This is a genomic window from Enterobacter sp. CRENT-193, assembly GCF_002787395.1.
Taxonomy (GTDB): domain Bacteria; phylum Pseudomonadota; class Gammaproteobacteria; order Enterobacterales; family Enterobacteriaceae; genus Enterobacter; species Enterobacter hormaechei_C.
Map to the genome: position 1 here is coordinate 206,399 of NZ_CP024812.1, position 15,720 is coordinate 222,118.

The 15,720-nt window shown below is 58.6% G+C and carries 13 protein-coding genes; 11 read left to right on the forward strand and 2 right to left on the reverse strand.

Annotation, left to right across the window (positions count from 1 at the left end; all coding sequences use genetic code 11):
* Window positions 1-13: 13 nt before the first annotated feature.
* The 10 genes from arcA (at window position 14) to gbpA (ending at window position 8,983) form a co-directional block, all read left to right on the forward strand.
* Window positions 14-1,234, forward strand: coding sequence for an arginine deiminase (arcA, locus tag CU081_RS01035; protein WP_003862920.1), 1,221 nt, complete (start codon window positions 14-16; stop codon window positions 1,232-1,234).
* Between the two features lie 10 nt (window positions 1,235-1,244).
* Window positions 1,245-2,156 (forward strand): carbamate kinase, encoded by a 912-nt coding sequence (locus tag CU081_RS01040; RefSeq protein ID WP_003862918.1) that lies wholly within the window; start codon window positions 1,245-1,247, stop codon window positions 2,154-2,156.
* A gap of 119 nt (window positions 2,157-2,275) precedes the next feature.
* Complete coding sequence (gene argF / locus CU081_RS01045; RefSeq protein ID WP_003863360.1) at window positions 2,276-3,280, forward strand: ornithine carbamoyltransferase; 1,005 nt, start codon at window positions 2,276-2,278, stop codon at window positions 3,278-3,280.
* 46 nt (window positions 3,281-3,326) lie between these two features.
* Window positions 3,327-4,730, forward strand: coding sequence for a YfcC family protein (locus CU081_RS01050; protein ID WP_003863365.1), 1,404 nt, complete (start codon window positions 3,327-3,329; stop codon window positions 4,728-4,730).
* 80 nt (window positions 4,731-4,810) lie between these two features.
* A complete protein-coding gene (locus CU081_RS01055; protein WP_003863366.1) occupies window positions 4,811-5,290 on the forward strand; it encodes an arginine repressor in 480 nt (159 codons plus the stop codon).
* A 100-nt stretch (window positions 5,291-5,390) separates the two neighbouring features.
* Window positions 5,391-5,495, forward strand: a complete 105-nt coding sequence (locus CU081_RS01065) for a pyrBI operon leader peptide (protein ID WP_022646880.1) — start codon at window positions 5,391-5,393, stop codon at window positions 5,493-5,495.
* A gap of 34 nt (window positions 5,496-5,529) precedes the next feature.
* On the forward strand, window positions 5,530-6,462 hold the full coding sequence (pyrB, locus tag CU081_RS01070; protein WP_022650292.1) for an aspartate carbamoyltransferase: 933 nt from the start codon (window positions 5,530-5,532) through the stop codon (window positions 6,460-6,462).
* Window positions 6,463-6,474: 12 nt separating this feature from the next.
* Window positions 6,475-6,936, forward strand: coding sequence for an aspartate carbamoyltransferase regulatory subunit (pyrI, locus tag CU081_RS01075; protein ID WP_008501390.1), 462 nt, complete (start codon window positions 6,475-6,477; stop codon window positions 6,934-6,936).
* Window positions 6,937-7,009: 73 nt separating this feature from the next.
* Window positions 7,010-7,396 (forward strand): 2-iminobutanoate/2-iminopropanoate deaminase, encoded by a 387-nt coding sequence (ridA, locus tag CU081_RS01080; RefSeq protein WP_003863373.1) that lies wholly within the window; start codon window positions 7,010-7,012, stop codon window positions 7,394-7,396.
* Window positions 7,397-7,534: 138 nt separating this feature from the next.
* Entirely contained in the window at window positions 7,535-8,983 is a 1,449-nt protein-coding gene (gene gbpA / locus CU081_RS01085; protein ID WP_022650291.1) for an N-acetylglucosamine-binding protein GbpA, read from the forward strand.
* A 94-nt stretch (window positions 8,984-9,077) separates the two neighbouring features.
* Here gbpA and CU081_RS01090 read toward each other — a convergent pair whose 3' ends face one another.
* Both CU081_RS01090 and mgtA read right to left on the reverse strand, forming a co-directional pair.
* Window positions 9,078-11,462: a beta-N-acetylhexosaminidase gene (locus tag CU081_RS01090; RefSeq protein ID WP_022650290.1), complete on the reverse strand. Its 2,385-nt coding sequence runs from the start codon at window positions 11,460-11,462 to the stop codon at window positions 9,078-9,080.
* 200 nt (window positions 11,463-11,662) lie between these two features.
* The gene (mgtA, locus tag CU081_RS01100; RefSeq protein WP_022650289.1) at window positions 11,663-14,371 is read right to left on the reverse strand and encodes a magnesium-translocating P-type ATPase; all 2,709 of its coding nucleotides are present in this window, start codon (window positions 14,369-14,371) and stop codon (window positions 11,663-11,665) included.
* 387 nt (window positions 14,372-14,758) lie between these two features.
* Here mgtA and treR point away from each other — a divergent pair, with 387 nt between their 5' ends.
* Window positions 14,759-15,706, forward strand: a complete 948-nt coding sequence (treR, locus tag CU081_RS01105; protein WP_022650288.1) for a trehalose operon repressor TreR — start codon at window positions 14,759-14,761, stop codon at window positions 15,704-15,706.
* Window positions 15,707-15,720: the final 14 nt, after the last annotated feature.

Genomic DNA, 15,720 nt, shown 5'->3' on the forward strand with positions numbered 1-15,720 from the left:
TAAAGGAATAATTATGGAAAAGCATTACGTCGGTTCTGAAATTGGTCAATTGCGTAGCGTTATGCTGCACCGTCCTAATTTAAGTCTGAAACGGTTAACCCCCTCAAACTGTCAGGAGCTGTTATTTGATGACGTGCTCTCGGTTGAACGGGCGGGTGAAGAGCATGACATCTTCGCAAACACGCTGCGCGAGCAGGGTGTGGAAGTCCTCCTGTTGACCGACCTTCTTACGCAAACGCTTGATATTTCGGAAGCAAAAGCCTGGCTTCTTGAAACACAAATCTCCGACTATCGCCTGGGGCCAACCTTCGCCGCCGACGTACGCGGCTGGCTGGCGGATATGCCGCACCGCGAACTGGCGCGCAGGTTAAGCGGCGGATTAACCTACGGTGAAATTCCGGCGGCCATTAAAAATATGGTGGTCGATACCCACACGGCGAATGATTTTATTATGAAGCCGCTGCCGAACCACTTATTTACCCGCGATACCTCCTGCTGGATATATAACGGCGTCTCCATTAATCCGATGGCGAAACCCGCCCGCCAGCGTGAAACGAATAACCTGCGGGCAATATATCGCTGGCATCCCGCATTTGCCGACGGCGAGTTTATTAAGTATTTCGGCGACGAGAATATTAATTACGATCACGCCACTTTAGAAGGCGGCGACGTATTAGTCATTGGTCGCGGGGCGGTACTGATCGGCATGTCCGAACGCACCACCCCGCAGGGCGTGGAGTTCCTCGCTAACAGCCTGTTTAAACACCGCCAGGCCGAGCGCGTGATTGCCGTTGAGCTGCCAAAACACCGCTCCTGCATGCACCTCGACACCGTCATGACCCACATCGACGTGGATACCTTCTCCGTCTACCCGGAAGTGGTGCGCAAAGACGCCCAGTGCTGGACGCTCACCCCGGACGGCCGCGGCGGCCTGCTGCGCACCCAGGAAACCGACCTGCTGCACGCCATTGAGAAAGCGCTCGGCATTAACCAAGTCCGCCTGATCACCACCGGCGGCGATGCCTTTGAAGCCGAACGCGAGCAGTGGAACGACGCTAACAACGTCCTGACCATCCGCCCGGGCGTGGTGATCGGCTACGAGCGCAACGTCTGGACCAACGAGAAGTACGACAAGGCGGGCATCACCGTGCTGCCGATCCCGGGCGACGAGCTGGGACGCGGTCGCGGCGGCGCACGCTGCATGAGCTGCCCACTGGAACGCGACGGAATTTAAAGGAGCCATCATGGAACGAAAACCCACTCTGGTTGTGGCCCTTGGCGGCAACGCGCTGCTCAAGCGCGGCGAACCGCTTGAAGCGGACATCCAGCGCCAGAACATCGAGCAGGCCGCCCGCACCATCGCCGGCTTAACGGAGCAGTGGCGCGTGGTGCTGGTGCACGGCAACGGCCCGCAGGTCGGACTGCTGGCGCTGCAAAACAGCGCCTACGACAAAGTCACGCCCTACCCGCTGGACGTTCTCGGCGCCGAAAGCCAGGGGATGATCGGCTACATGCTCCAGCAGGCGCTGAAAAACAATCTGCCCCAGCGCGAGGTCAGCGTCCTGCTCACGCAGGTGGAAGTGGACGCCGCCGACCCGGCCTTCAGTAACCCGACCAAGTACATCGGCCCGGTCTACAGCGAAGCCCAGGCAAAAACGCTGGCCGCGGAGAAAGGCTGGGTGTTTAAGGCCGACGGTAGCTACTTCCGCCGCGTGGTGCCCTCTCCGCAGCCGAAGCGCATTGTCGAGAGCGACGCCATCACGGCGCTTATCCAGCGCGACCATCTGGTGATCTGCAACGGCGGCGGCGGCGTGCCGGTGGTGGAAAACGCCAACGGCTATCGCGGCATTGAGGCGGTGATCGACAAAGACCTCTCCGCCGCCCTGCTGGCGCGCCAGATCGAGGCCGACGCCCTGCTGATCCTCACCGATGCCGACGCGGTGTACCTCGACTGGGGCAAGCCAACCCAACGTCCGCTGGCGCAGGTGACGCCGGAGCTGCTCAGAGGCATGCAGTTCGACGCCGGATCGATGGGGCCGAAAGTAGCCGCCTGCCGCGAGTTTGTTGAGGCCTGCGGCGGCATTGCCGGGATCGGCGCGCTGAATGACGGCGCGGAGATCCTGGCGGGCGAGAAAGGCACGTTGATTCGTAACTAAACCCCTCCCCTCACCCTAACCCTCTCCCGGAGGGAGAGGGAATGTAAGCCCCCCTCTCCCCGTGGGAGAGGGCCGGGGTGAGGGCATCAGACAGCTAACAATTTAAAAAGGATTTCCCCATGACCATTAACCTGAAAAACCGCAACTTCCTGAAACTGCTGGACTACACCCCGGCGGAGATCCAGTACCTGATCGACCTCGCCATCGAGCTCAAGGCCGCCAAAAAAGCCGGGCGCGAGAAGCAAACCCTGGTCGGGAAAAACATCGCCCTGATCTTTGAAAAAACCTCCACCCGCACCCGCTGCGCCTTCGAAGTGGGCGCGTTCGACCAGGGCGCGCAGGTCACCTATCTCGGCCCAAGCGGCTCGCAGATTGGCCATAAAGAGTCGATGAAAGACACCGCCCGCGTGCTGGGCCGCATGTATGACGGCATCGAATATCGCGGCTACGGCCAGGCCATCGTTGAAGAGCTGGGCGAGTACGCGGGGGTGCCGGTGTGGAACGGCCTGACCGACGAGTTCCACCCGACCCAAATTCTCGCCGATCTGATGACCATGCTGGAGCACTCCCCGGGCAAAACCCTGCCGGAGCTGAGCTTTGCCTATCTCGGCGACGCGCGCAACAACATGGGCAACTCGCTGATGGTCGGTGCGGCCAAGATGGGGATGGATATCCGCCTCGTGGCGCCGAAATCCTTCTGGCCGGAGGCAGGCCTGGTTGAGCAGTGCCGCGCCATTGCGAAAGAGACGGGCGCGCGCATCACCCTCACCGACGACGTGGAAGAAGGCGTGCAGGGGACCGATTTTCTCTACACCGACGTGTGGGTCTCCATGGGCGAGCCGAAGGAAGCCTGGGCCGAGCGCGTCAGCCTGATGAAGCCATATCAGATTAACGCGGACGTGATGAAGGCCACCGGTAACCCGAACGTCAAGTTCATGCACTGCCTGCCGGCATTCCACAACGAGCACACTAAGGTGGGCCGCGAAATCGAGATGGCGTACGGGCTGAAGGGGCTGGAGGTGACGGAAGAGGTCTTCGAATCACCGAACTCCATCGTCTTCGACGAAGCAGAGAACCGCATGCACACCATTAAGGCGGTCATGGTGGCGACACTCGGCGACTAATCACCGCCCGGCGCGCCGCGGGGTGCGCCGGGTTCAGGAGAACATCATGGGCAAGTTCAAGTTTCCCTCCGCTTACACCATTCTCTTTTTTCTGATTGCCGTGGTTGCCGTGCTGACGTGGATTGTTCCGGCCGGGCAGTACCATATGGCAATGAACGAGGCGCTCGGTAAAGAAGTGCCGGTTGCTGGCACCTACGCGCACGTGGCAGCGCACCCGCAAGGTCTGGTCTCCGTGCTGATGGCGCCGATTGCCGGGCTGTACGATCCGGAATCCGGCCAGGCCGGAGCCATCGACGTGGCGCTGTTTATTCTGATCATCGGCGGATTCCTCGGGATCGTTACCAAAACCGGGGCGATAGACGCCGGGATCGAGCGCGTCACCACCCGGCTGCGCGGCCGCGAAGAGTGGATGATCCCGATCCTGATGGCGCTGTTTGCCGCGGGCGGCACGATTTACGGCATGGCAGAAGAGTCGCTGCCCTTCTATACCTTACTGGTGCCGGTGATGCTGGCGGCGCGGTTCGATCCGGTGGTTGCGGCCTCTACCGTGCTGCTCGGCGCGGGGATCGGCACCCTCGGCTCCACCATCAACCCGTTCGCCACGGTGATCGCCGCCAACGCCGCCGGGATCCCCTTCACCAACGGCATCATGTTGCGCATCGCGCTGCTGGTGATCGGCTGGATCATCTGCGTGGCGTGGGTAATGCGTTACGCCCGTAAGGTGCGCAAGGATCCGTCGCTGTCGATCGTGGCGGATAAGCAGGAAGAGAACCGCGCCCACTTCCTCGGCAACAAGGGCGAGCAGTCGCTGGAGTTTACCCCGGTGCGCAAACTCATCCTGGTGATCTTCGCCCTCGCCTTTGCGGTGATGATCTACGGCGTGGCGGTGCTGGGCTGGTGGATGGCGGAGATCTCGGCGGTGTTCCTCGCCAGCGCCATTATCGTCGGGCTGATCGCCCGCATGAGCGAAGAGGAGCTGACCTCAACCTTTATCAACGGCGCGCGAGATTTGCTGGGCGTCGCGCTGATTATCGGCATCGCGCGCGGTATCGTAGTGATCATGGATAAGGGCATGATTACCCACACCATTTTGCACAGCGCCGAGGGAATGGTCACCGGATTGTCGACGGTGGCGTTCATCAACGTGATGTACTGGCTGGAAGTGGTGCTGTCGTTTCTTGTGCCTTCTTCGTCCGGCCTGGCCGTTCTGACGATGCCGATCATGGCGCCCCTTGCCGATTTCGCTAACGTCAACCGCGACCTGGTGGTTACGGCTTACCAGTCGGCGTCCGGCATCGTTAACCTGATCACTCCCACCTCTGCCGTCGTGATGGGCGGGCTGGCTATCGCCCGCGTGCCCTACGTGCGTTATCTGAAATGGGTCGCGCCGCTGCTGGGGATTTTAACGGTGGTGATTATGGTGGCGTTAAGCCTGGGCGCTTTGTTGTGATTTGCCGGATGGCGCTGCGCTTATCCGGCCTACGGATCGGTGCGGTGCCACCGGTTATTTCGGGAACTGATATGGGAACTATGATGGATTACGAAGAGTACTCTCCCAAAGAGCAACTACAGCTAACGGTCTGCCAGCGTCTGATCGCGGAAAAGAGCTATCTCTCCCAGGAAGAGATCCGCCGCGACTTACAGGAGCGGGGTTTTGAGACCATCAGCCAGTCCACCGTTTCACGTCTGCTCAAGTTGCTTGGTGTCATAAAAATTCGCAATGCCAAAGGGCTAAAGATTTATTCGCTGAATCCCCAGCTGCGCCCGGCCCCCGATGCGGCGCGTACCGTCTCTGAAATGGTGGTGAGCGTGGAGCACAACAGCGAATTTATCCTTATCCATACCGTCGCCGGATATGGCCGCGCGGTGGCGCGTATTCTGGATTATCACCAGTTACCGGAAATTTTAGGCGTGGTGGCCGGAAGCAGTATTGTCTGGGTCGCGCCCCGCGTAGTGAAGCGCACCGCGCTGGTGCATAAGCAAATTAATTATTTACTCAGAACGCATTAATATTCACAAAGAACCGTTTGCATTGAGTAAAGCGTGCATTAAATCGCTTGATCCCAAAAGCGAGCTGCGTATAATGCCCGACAATTTGCCAGGAGGAAGCATGGTCAAGCGTGTACGACACAACGTCTTACCGCGTCTGAAATCAGACGCTGGCCTGCCGTTTTTCTTCCCGTTGCTAAACCTATTCCCAGAGCCCCTCATTTGAGGGGCTTTTTTTTGCCCGGCGTCAGGAGATAAACATGAATCCGCTTTATCAAAAACACATCATTTCCATAAACGACCTCAGCCGCGAAGAGCTGGAACTGGTTCTGGAAACCGCGGCAAAACTGAAGGCCAATCCGCAACCGGAGCTGTTGAAGCACAAGGTGATTGCGAGCTGCTTCTTTGAAGCCTCGACCCGCACCCGCCTCTCCTTCGAAACCTCCATGCACCGTCTGGGCGCGAGCGTGGTGGGCTTCTCAGACAGCAGCAACACGTCGCTGGGTAAAAAAGGCGAGACCCTGGCGGATACCATTTCGGTTATCAGCACCTACGTCGACGCGATTGTGATGCGCCACCCGCAGGAGGGCGCGGCGCGTCTGGCGACCGAGTTTTCCGGCGGCATTCCGGTGCTGAACGCCGGTGACGGTGCCAACCAGCACCCAACGCAGACCCTGCTGGATCTGTTCACCATTCAGGAGACGCAGGGCACGCTTGAGAACCTGAACATCGCCATGGTCGGGGACCTGAAATATGGCCGAACCGTCCATTCCCTGACCCAGGCGCTGGCGAAATTTAACGGCAACCGCTTCTTCTTCATCGCGCCGGACGCGCTGGCGATGCCGCAGTACATTCTCGATATGCTGGACGAAAAAGGCATCGCGTGGAGCCTGCACGCCAGCATCGAAGAGGTGATGGGCAACGTGGATATTCTCTACATGACCCGCGTGCAGAAAGAGCGTCTTGACCCATCCGAGTACGCCAACGTGAAGGCGCAGTTCGTGCTGCGCGCCGGCGACCTCGAAGGCGCGCGCGACAACATGAAGGTGCTGCACCCGCTGCCGCGCATCGATGAGATCACCACAGACGTGGATAAAACGCCGCACGCCTGGTACTTCCAGCAGGCCGGAAACGGCATCTTCGCCCGCCAGGCGTTACTGGCACTGGTTCTGAATCGCGAATTAGCTCTGTAAGGGGAGACGACCATGACACACGATAACAAACTCCAGGTTGAAGCCATCAAGCGTGGCACCGTGATTGACCACATCCCTGCGCAGGTGGGCTTTAAGCTGCTGACGCTGTTCAAACTGACCGAAACCGACCAGCGCATCACCATCGGCCTGAACCTGCCGTCGGGCGAGATGGGCCGCAAAGACCTGATCAAAATCGAGAACACCTTCCTGACCGACGAGCAGGTTAACCAGCTGTCGCTGTACGCGCCGGACGCCACCGTCAACCGCATCGACGAGTACGAAGTGGTCGGCAAATCACGCCCGAGCCTGCCAGAACGTATCGAAAGCGTGCTGGTCTGCCCGAACAGCAACTGCATCAGTCATGCTGAGCCGGTTTCCTCCAGCTTTGCAGTGAAAAAGCGCGCCAATGACATCGCACTCAAATGCAAATACTGCGAAAAAGAGTTTTCTCATTATGTGGTGCTGGCCAACTAATTGAGGTTGGTAATGAAATCCCGGCTGTTATAATGGCCGGGAACATTCTTAACGCTGTAATTCTGGAGAAAAAATGAGCAAAGTACTCGCGACGGAAAATGCACCAGCGGCTATCGGCCCATACGTTCAGGGCGTTGATCTGGGCAGCATGATCATCACTTCTGGCCAGATCCCGGTGAACCCAAAAACCGGTGAAGTACCTGCCGACGTAGCGGCGCAGGCGCGTCAGTCGCTGGAAAACGTGCAGGCGATCGTCGAATCTGCCGGTCTGAAAGTGGGCGATATCGTCAAAACCACCGTGTTCGTGAAAGATCTGAATGATTTTGCGACCGTTAACGCCACTTACGAAGCGTTCTTCACCGAGCACAACGCCACCTTCCCGGCGCGCTCCTGTGTGGAAGTGGCGCGTCTGCCAAAAGACGTGAAAATTGAAATTGAAGCGATTGCCGTACGTCGCTAATTTATTTCAAGAAAGAGAAGGCAGCTCTGGCTGCCTTTTTTTATTTCGACCATTTTTACTCTCTCCGGGAAATGACGCATCCGCCACTCCATTAATAAACTGACGCTGCCTTGCTCTATTCTAATTAATGGATGATGAATGAAACTCTCTAAAATTGCGCTGGCGGTAACCACATTAACGGTTGCGTCTTCCGCACTTGCACACGGATATATAGAATCCCCTGCCAGCCGCGCTTATATGTGTAAGCTCGGCCAGAATACTGACTGTGGCTCTGTACAATATGAACCGCAGAGCGTAGAAAAGACCTCCGGCTTCCCGACGGGTGCGATGCCGCCTGACGGCCAGCTTGCCAGCGCCGGTATTGCCAGCTACTCCCAGCTTGATAAGCAGAGCCTGAACGCCTGGACCAAAAATCCCATGACGGCAGGCCCGCATGAATTTGTCTGGCACCATACCGCGCCGCATAAAACCACCAACTGGCGTTATTACATTACCAAACAAAACTGGGACCCCAATAAACCGCTGACCCGTGACCAGTTCGAATTAACGCCGTTCTGTACTATTAACGGAAATGGTCAGGCACCGGCGATGACAAAATCCATGACCTGTAATGTCCCGGAACGTACGGGCTACCAGGTTATTTATGGCGTGTGGGAAATTGCGGATACCGCAAACAGTTTCTATCAGGCCATTGACGTTGATTTCGGTAACGGCGGCAACGTCACGCCGGACGACACCCCAGCGGTGATATCCCAGTGGAGTAAAACCCTGAGCGGACAGATTGCCGGGAATAACCTGAACACGGGCGATAAAGTGATTGCACGCTTCTTCGACGCCAACGGGGAAGTTGCCGCCCTGCGTACCGAGCTGTCCATCGGCTCCGTTGCCCAGGAGGATGCGAACCAGTGGTCCTACGATCTGGCGCAGAAGATCAACGCCGCGCACAGCGATGTGCGTGTCGGGGTGAAGGATGAAGCGGGCGAAATTAGCCCGGTTCACGGCGCGAACAGCGTCTTCGTCAAAGACGGCAGCGCCCTCCAGTCCGTTGCGATTTCGTACGAAGAGCAGAAGGCGGAAGTGAATGAAACCATCGCGGTTTCTAACCTGCACTACAGCAAAATCGAGAATGGCAAGGCGACCGTCACCTTCCACGTGAACACCAAAGGCGACGTGAACGTTGAAGCGCACGTAATGAACCACAGCGGTGCGGAAAAGGGGTATCTGAAGCAGGAGATGAATAACGCCAGCCAGGACGTGACCATGACCCTGACTGACGTCACGGCAGGGCACCATATGCTGAAATACTACGCCACTAACAAAGAGGGCACCCTGTTCGCGCAAGACGTGCTGGATCTGATGCTGGAAAGCGACGCGGCGAACAGCAACGGCCCGCATGACTTTATCTTCCCGGATAACGTCGCGTCCTACAAAGCGGGCACCGTAGTGCTACAGCCGAAAGACGGTAAGACCTACGAATGCAGGCCTGTCCCGTTCAGCGGCTACTGCGTGCAGTACAGCCCAACCGCAAACCAGTTTGAGCCAGGCGTGGGCGCGCACTGGAGAGAGGCGTGGGTGTTGAAGGACTGAGTGATCTGATTCCCTCACCCTAACCCTCTCCCAAAGGGAGAGGGAATTTATACACCCTCTCCCTTTGGGAGAGGGCTGGGGTGAGGGTTCTTTACTACTGATTCCGCGTCGCGCGCAGCAGCGTTTCCAGCGGGTACACTGCCGCAATCACCACCTCGTCCTGAACCTTCGCCGCGTTATCCAGTTCGCTCTGGATCGACGCAATCTCTTTATCATCCAGCGTGCCCTGGCGCGCCACCAGATCCGTCAGCCTCAGGCCAATCGCGGCCAGCTTATCCACCTCCTGGATCACCGGCTTAATGGCCTTCAACTGATAGCTGTTTTCGCTTAGCGCCAGCGCGTCGCTGGTGTTGTTCTGCCAGCGGTTAAAGACGTGGCGCAGCGCGTCGGCGCTTTCCGTGTCTTCCGCGTCGCTCACCAGACGGTCCGCCCATTTATTCATCTGACGCACGGTCGCACTTTCCGCGTTTAGCGCATCAGCGAGCCGGTTGAGCGGCTCAAACTGATGATAGTTTCCAGCCTGGAACTTAAGATGCTGGCGGGTGTAATACTGCGCCGGTTCAAGCGCCTGGGCGAGAATTTGCAGCGGCAGGGTATCCGCATTGTTGGCGAGGCGCGTGAACTGCACCTGCTGCTGGGTATGCTGCTGTAGTCCAGCCGACACCGTCGACCAGCTGTCCATCGCCTGGAGCCGGGTATACATGTTGTCGATGTCGTTGACGTCCTTCGCCGACCATAGCCGCTCCGCCACCGCAAAGGCGCGCGGCCACAGACGGATATCCAACAACGGCGCGACCACGTTTTCCGCCCACAGCGCGGCTTCACCGCCGAGCAGATTGGCCTCGTTCGCCGGGTCCGGCACCACCGGCGGTATGCCTTTTGGCACAGCGTCCAGACGCGTGCCGCTAATCGGGTAGCGGGCGTTACCCACCAGGAAATAGCCGCTGAGCTTATCGTTCTCAACAGAAACGACCGGACGCGTTTCACCCATCCAGGTATCAACGGTAAACGTTACCTGGTTGTCGTCCCGCCACTGAATGTTATCCACCGCCCGACGCGATTTCCCGGCAAAATCAATAAATCCGCGCCAGCCAGCATCGCCTTTCACCAGCGTAAAGCTGCCTTCCACTGGCTTGCCTTTCAGACGCGGCATGGAGAAAGCCCAGCTCTGGACGCTGTCGGTGTCCGCTATCACATCCACGCCGTTCAGCCCCTGCGGCACAATTTCATTGCGGTAGTGGTAGGCGGTTGATTGCGGCTGATCGAGGTAGAAACCGGTTGAGAGAATGCCCTTATAGCCGTTCTGCGCCACCTGCCCCAGCGCGTCCTGTCCCTGCCAGGACTGGATCAGAATGCTTTTCGGCAGATCGGGATGGTAGATCTCATCCCAGCCAACCATCTGCCGGTGGTGCTTCTCAAGGATCGTCTCCAGCTTGCGGTTGAAATACGCCTGCAACGCGTGGCTGTCCGCCAGTTTATTGTCGCGCATGAATCTCTGGATCGCAGCGTTCGCTTTCCACTGGCTGTCGTCAACCTCATCGCCGCCAATATGCAGATATGGATCCGGGAAGATCGCCGCCAGTTCGCTGACCATCGCGTCGGCAAAGGTATAAGTTGCCTCTTTGGTGGGATCCAGCACTGGCTTCAGCACGCCCCAGTGGCGCTCCATGGCGTATGGCCCCGGCGCGCTCATCAGCTCCGGGTAGGCGACGGCAATCGCCGACGCGTGGCCCGGCATATCAATTTCCGGCACCACGCGTATGCCGCGTTCGGCAGCGTAACGCACAATCTCGCGCATCTGCTCAGGGGTGTAGAACAGCCCGTCGCTGGCAAGCTGGGTCAGCTTAGGGTAGCGCTTTGAGCTGAAGCGCCAGCCCTGATCGTCGGTCAAATGCCAGTGCAGCACGTTGAGCTTCGCCGCGGCCATGCCGTCGATCTGGCGTTTAATATCCGGAATCGGGAGGAAGTGGCGCGCCGAATCGAGCAGCAGCCCGCGCCACGGGAAGCGCGGCGAATCTTCAATGGTCACCCACGGGATCGAGGTGTTTTCGGCGCCGTTCTGCATCAGCTGAAGCAAGGTTTCCATGGCGCGCAGCGCGCCGAAGCGGGTATTGGCGGAGATATTTACGCCGTTGGCGTCCACCGTGAGTTTATAGCTCTCATCGCTGTCCGGCAGCGGCTGCGGCTTCACCTTTTTGGCGATGGCGATGCGGATGGTAGGCTTGTCAGGTTTTTCGGCCTGCGGCTGTAGCGTCCAGCCGGTTTGAAGGGCGATGCGCTGGCGCAGGCGGTTGACCGCATCCCCCAGATCGTCGCCACTTACGCTCACGGTGAGTTGATTGTTAAGCTCCAGCGCGCCCTGAGTGGTCGGGCGTTCAACCTTCGCAGGCCAGGGCATTAAGGGAAGGTCGCCTGCCGGTGCGGCAAAGGCGGAGGCGCCGAGCATGAGCCCGGCGGTTAAGAGACTGTACCGTAACATGAATGTTCCTTATCTGACGGGCCAAATACAGGCAAAACATTCTGTTAACATGCGCTCAAATTGTCGTCAAGCGAATGCGCCGACGGAGATCACAGGTTGTTGAATTTGGGAGGAAAGCCAGCTGCCGGGTGGCGGCTTCGCCTTACCCGGCCTACGTTCGGATCGTAGGCCCGGTAAGCGCAGCGCCACCGGGCTTGCCGTTACTGCCACCCATACCGACGGCTATAGAACCCCTTCACCATCTGCGTCAGCACCATGTAACCCGCGAGGATCGCCACCAGCCATGGGAAGTAGCTCAGCGGTAGCGCCTGGAGTTGCAGGTAGCTTGCCATCGGCGAGAACGGCAGCGCGATCCCGAGCGCCATCACAATGCCCGTCATCACAATCAGCGGCCACGCGGCACGGCTCTGGATAAACGGAATGCGGCGGGTGCGGATCATGTGCACAATCAGCGTCTGGGACAGCAGCCCCACCACGAACCAGCCGGACTGGAACAGCGTCTGGTGTTCCGGGGTGTTGGCGTGGAACACAAACCACATCAGGCAGAAGGTCAGAATGTCGAAGATGGAGCTGATCGGCCCAAAGAACAGCATAAAGCGCCCCAGATCGGCGGGGTTCCAGCGCTGCGGCTTCTGGATCTGCTCGTCGTCGACGTTATCAAACGGGATGGCGACCTGAGAGACATCGTACATCAGGTTCTGGATCAGCAGATGCAGCGGCAGCATCGGCAGAAACGGCAGAAACGCGCTCGCCACCAGCACGCTGAAGACGTTGCCGAAGTTCGAGCTGGCGGTCATTTTGATGTATTTGAGCATATTGGCGAAGGTGCGACGCCCTTCGATGACGCCCTCCTCCAGCACCATCAGGCTCTTTTCCAGCAGAATGATATCCGCTGCTTCGCGGGCAATATCCACCGCGCCGTCTACGGAGATACCGATATCCGCCGCACGCAGGGCCGGCGCATCGTTGATGCCGTCGCCCATAAAGCCCACCACGTGCCCTTCACGACGCAGCAGCGTTACGATGCGTTCTTTGTGCATCGGCGTCAGGCGGGCAAACAGCGTGGTGCGCTGGGCAAGCTGCGCCAGTTCGTCGTCAGAAAGCGTTTCGATGTCGCTCCCCACCACCACGTCGCCTGCGTCCAGCCCCACTTCGGCGCACACTTTTGCCGCCACCAGCTCGCTGTCGCCGGTGAGAATTTTGACGGTGATACCGCTCGCTTTCAGCGCTTTCAGCGCAGGTGCGGTGGTCTCTTTCGGCGGATCGAGGAATGCGATGTACCCCTCGAGGATCAAATCAGATTCATCGATACGCTGGTAGTCCCCTTCCCGCGCGGGCAGGAACTTGCTGGCTACCGCCACCACGCGCAGCCCCTGGCGGTTCAGGTTATCGGTGACGCGTTTGATGCGGCGCAGCATGGTCTCATCCAGCGGCACGATCTCGCCGTTATGGCGCACCTGCGTGGAAACATTCAGGATCTCCTGCAATGCCCCTTTGCAGATCAGCTGATGCACGTCCGGCTGCTCGCTGACCACCACCGACATGCGGCGTCGTTCAAAGTCGAACGGAATTTCGTCCACCTTCTGCCAGCGCCCGGAGAGCATGCGGGCAGACTCTTCATCCACACCTTCCAGCACCGCCACGTCGAGCAGGTTTTTCAGCCCGGTCTGGTAGTGGCTGTTCAGCCACGCGCTGTACAGCACCCGTTCGCTGGTCTTTCCGGCGATATCGGTGTGGTTCTCCAGCACGATTTTGTCCTGGGTCAGGGTGCCGGTTTTATCGGTGCAAAGAATGTCCATCGCGCCAAAGTTCTGGATGGCGTCGAGGTGTTTAACAATCACCTTTTGTTTAGAGAGTTTGACCGCCCCGCGCGCCAGCGTGGAGGTGACAATCATCGGCAGCATTTCCGGCGTTAAGCCCACAGCCACGGAGAGCGCGAACAACGCCGCTTCCCACCAGTCGCCTTTGGTGTAGCCGTTGATCAGCAGGACAATCGGCGTCATGACCATCATAAAGCGGATCAGCAGCATGCTGACGCGGCCAATGCCTTTCTGGAACGCATTCGGCTCGCTCTCCTGCTCGCTGACGCGTCCGGCAAGCTGTCCAAACCATGTATTGCCGCCGGTGGCGGTGACAATCGCCTGCGCGGTGCCACTAACCACCGTGGTGCCCATAAAGCACAGGGTGTCGCACTCCAGCGGGTTCATCTGCTGCGGATCGCGGGTCCGCGCCACCTTCTCTACGGGCAGGGATTCACCGGTGAGTGACGCCTGCGCGACAAACAGATCCCGCGCCTGGATGATACGTAAATCCGCCGGGATCATGTCCCCCGCCGCCAGCTTCACCAGATCGCCCGGCACCAGCTGGTCAATGGGAAGCTCAATCCAGGCGTTTTCGCCGAGGTCGTTAATCACGCGCGACACGGTGGCGGTGTTGCTGACCATCGCTTTCAGCGCATCCGCCGCTTTGGTGGAGCGCGCTTCCTGAATAAAGTTCAGCAGCGTGGAGATCCCTACCATCAGGGCAATCACGCCTGCGGCAAACAGATCTTCAGTGGCGTAAGAGATAATCCCGAGCACCGTCAGCAGCAGGTTGAACGGATTGCGGTAGCAGAGCCACAGGTGGACCCACCAGGGAGAGGGTTTCTGCGCCGGGATCTGGTTATCGCCATGTTCCGCGCGGATTTTTGACACTTCTTGCGCGTTCAGCCCTTCCGGGTGGCCGCCAAAGGCGCGCCAGACTTCGTTTTCATCCATCGCCGCCACGTTCAGGCAGCGCTCGGTCAGGGAAGCGGGGATTGCCGCTCCCGCCATGGTGTTGGCATTTGGCAGCGGATCGCGCGCAATCAGGCGATGTGGCAGGTGACGGCTCAGCAGCGCTTGCAGCTGCCGGGTGATATTTTTCAGCATAGTCATTCCCCCGCATCCGCAAAGGCGGACGCAGTCTTTCCCGCAGGCGTGGCAAAGCCGTACCTGTCAGGCACTTAATTTATCAAGCAGGAACGTATGAACGTTGCTGCCTCACGCCGGTGAGACAGCAAAAAGCTGGCTTACCGGTAAGAAGGTTTTCTCCGGGTCAGGAGAGGTGTGGGATCGGGATCCATGTGGCCTCCGGTAAGTAAAAAGTTGGGTATCGGCGCGCAGTATAGAGATTTATCCATACCGTTTGTGACTAATCGGGCGGTATTATAACGCCCTGCAAATAAACCGAACGTAAACCAGACTTTGCCCATAGCGAATTCGCAGGATAGCATTAGGCTCAATTGATTATTTTATCGTTGTTACAGGGAATACAGCATGCAGAACCGCCTTACGATTAAAGACATCGCGCGTTTAAGCGGCGTGGGGAAATCGACTGTCTCACGCGTGCTGAACAACGAAAGCGGTGTCAGCGAGCGCACACGCGAGCGCGTCGAGGCGGTGATGAATCAGCACGGTTTTTCCCCTTCCCGCTCCGCGCGCGCCATGCGCGGGCAGAGCGATAAAGTGGTCGCCATTATCGTCTCGCGTCTGGATTCCCTCTCCGAAAACCTCGCCGTACAGACGATGCTGCCCGCGTTCTACGAGCAGGGCTACGATCCGATCATGATGGAGAGCAAGTTCTCCGCGCAAATGGTGGAGGAGCATCTCGGTATGCTTCAGCGCCGTAATATTGATGGGGTGGTGCTGTTCGGATTTACCGGCCTAAAAGAGGACGTGCTTAAACCCTGGCAGCCGTCACTGGTGCTGCTGGCGCGCGACGCGAGCGGGTTTGCCTCTGTCTGTTACGATGACGAAGGGGCGATCGTGATCCTGATGCAGCGCCTGTATGAACAGGGCCATCGGCATATTAGCTATCTCGGCGTGCCGCATGCCGACATCACCACCGGCAAGCGTCGCCATGAAGCGTACCTGGCGTTTTGTAAAAAACACAATCTCCCCGCCGTGGCCGCGCTGCCTGGTCTGGGTATGAAACAGGGATATGAACAGGTCTCCAGCGTGCTGACGCCACAAACCACCGCCCTGGTATGCGCCACGGATACCCTTGCATTGGGTGCGAGCAAATATTTGCAGGAGCAGCGCATCGGGGAGCTGCAATTAGCGAGCGTGGGAAGCACGCCGCTGATGAAGTTCTTACACCCGGAGATTATCAGTGTTGATCCGGGTTACGCCGAATCTGGCCGGCAGGCTGCCGCGCAGCTGATCGAGCAAATTACCGGGCGTACCGAGCCCCGTCAGATCGTTATCCCAGCCCATCTCTCATAATTCTTTTGAATAGA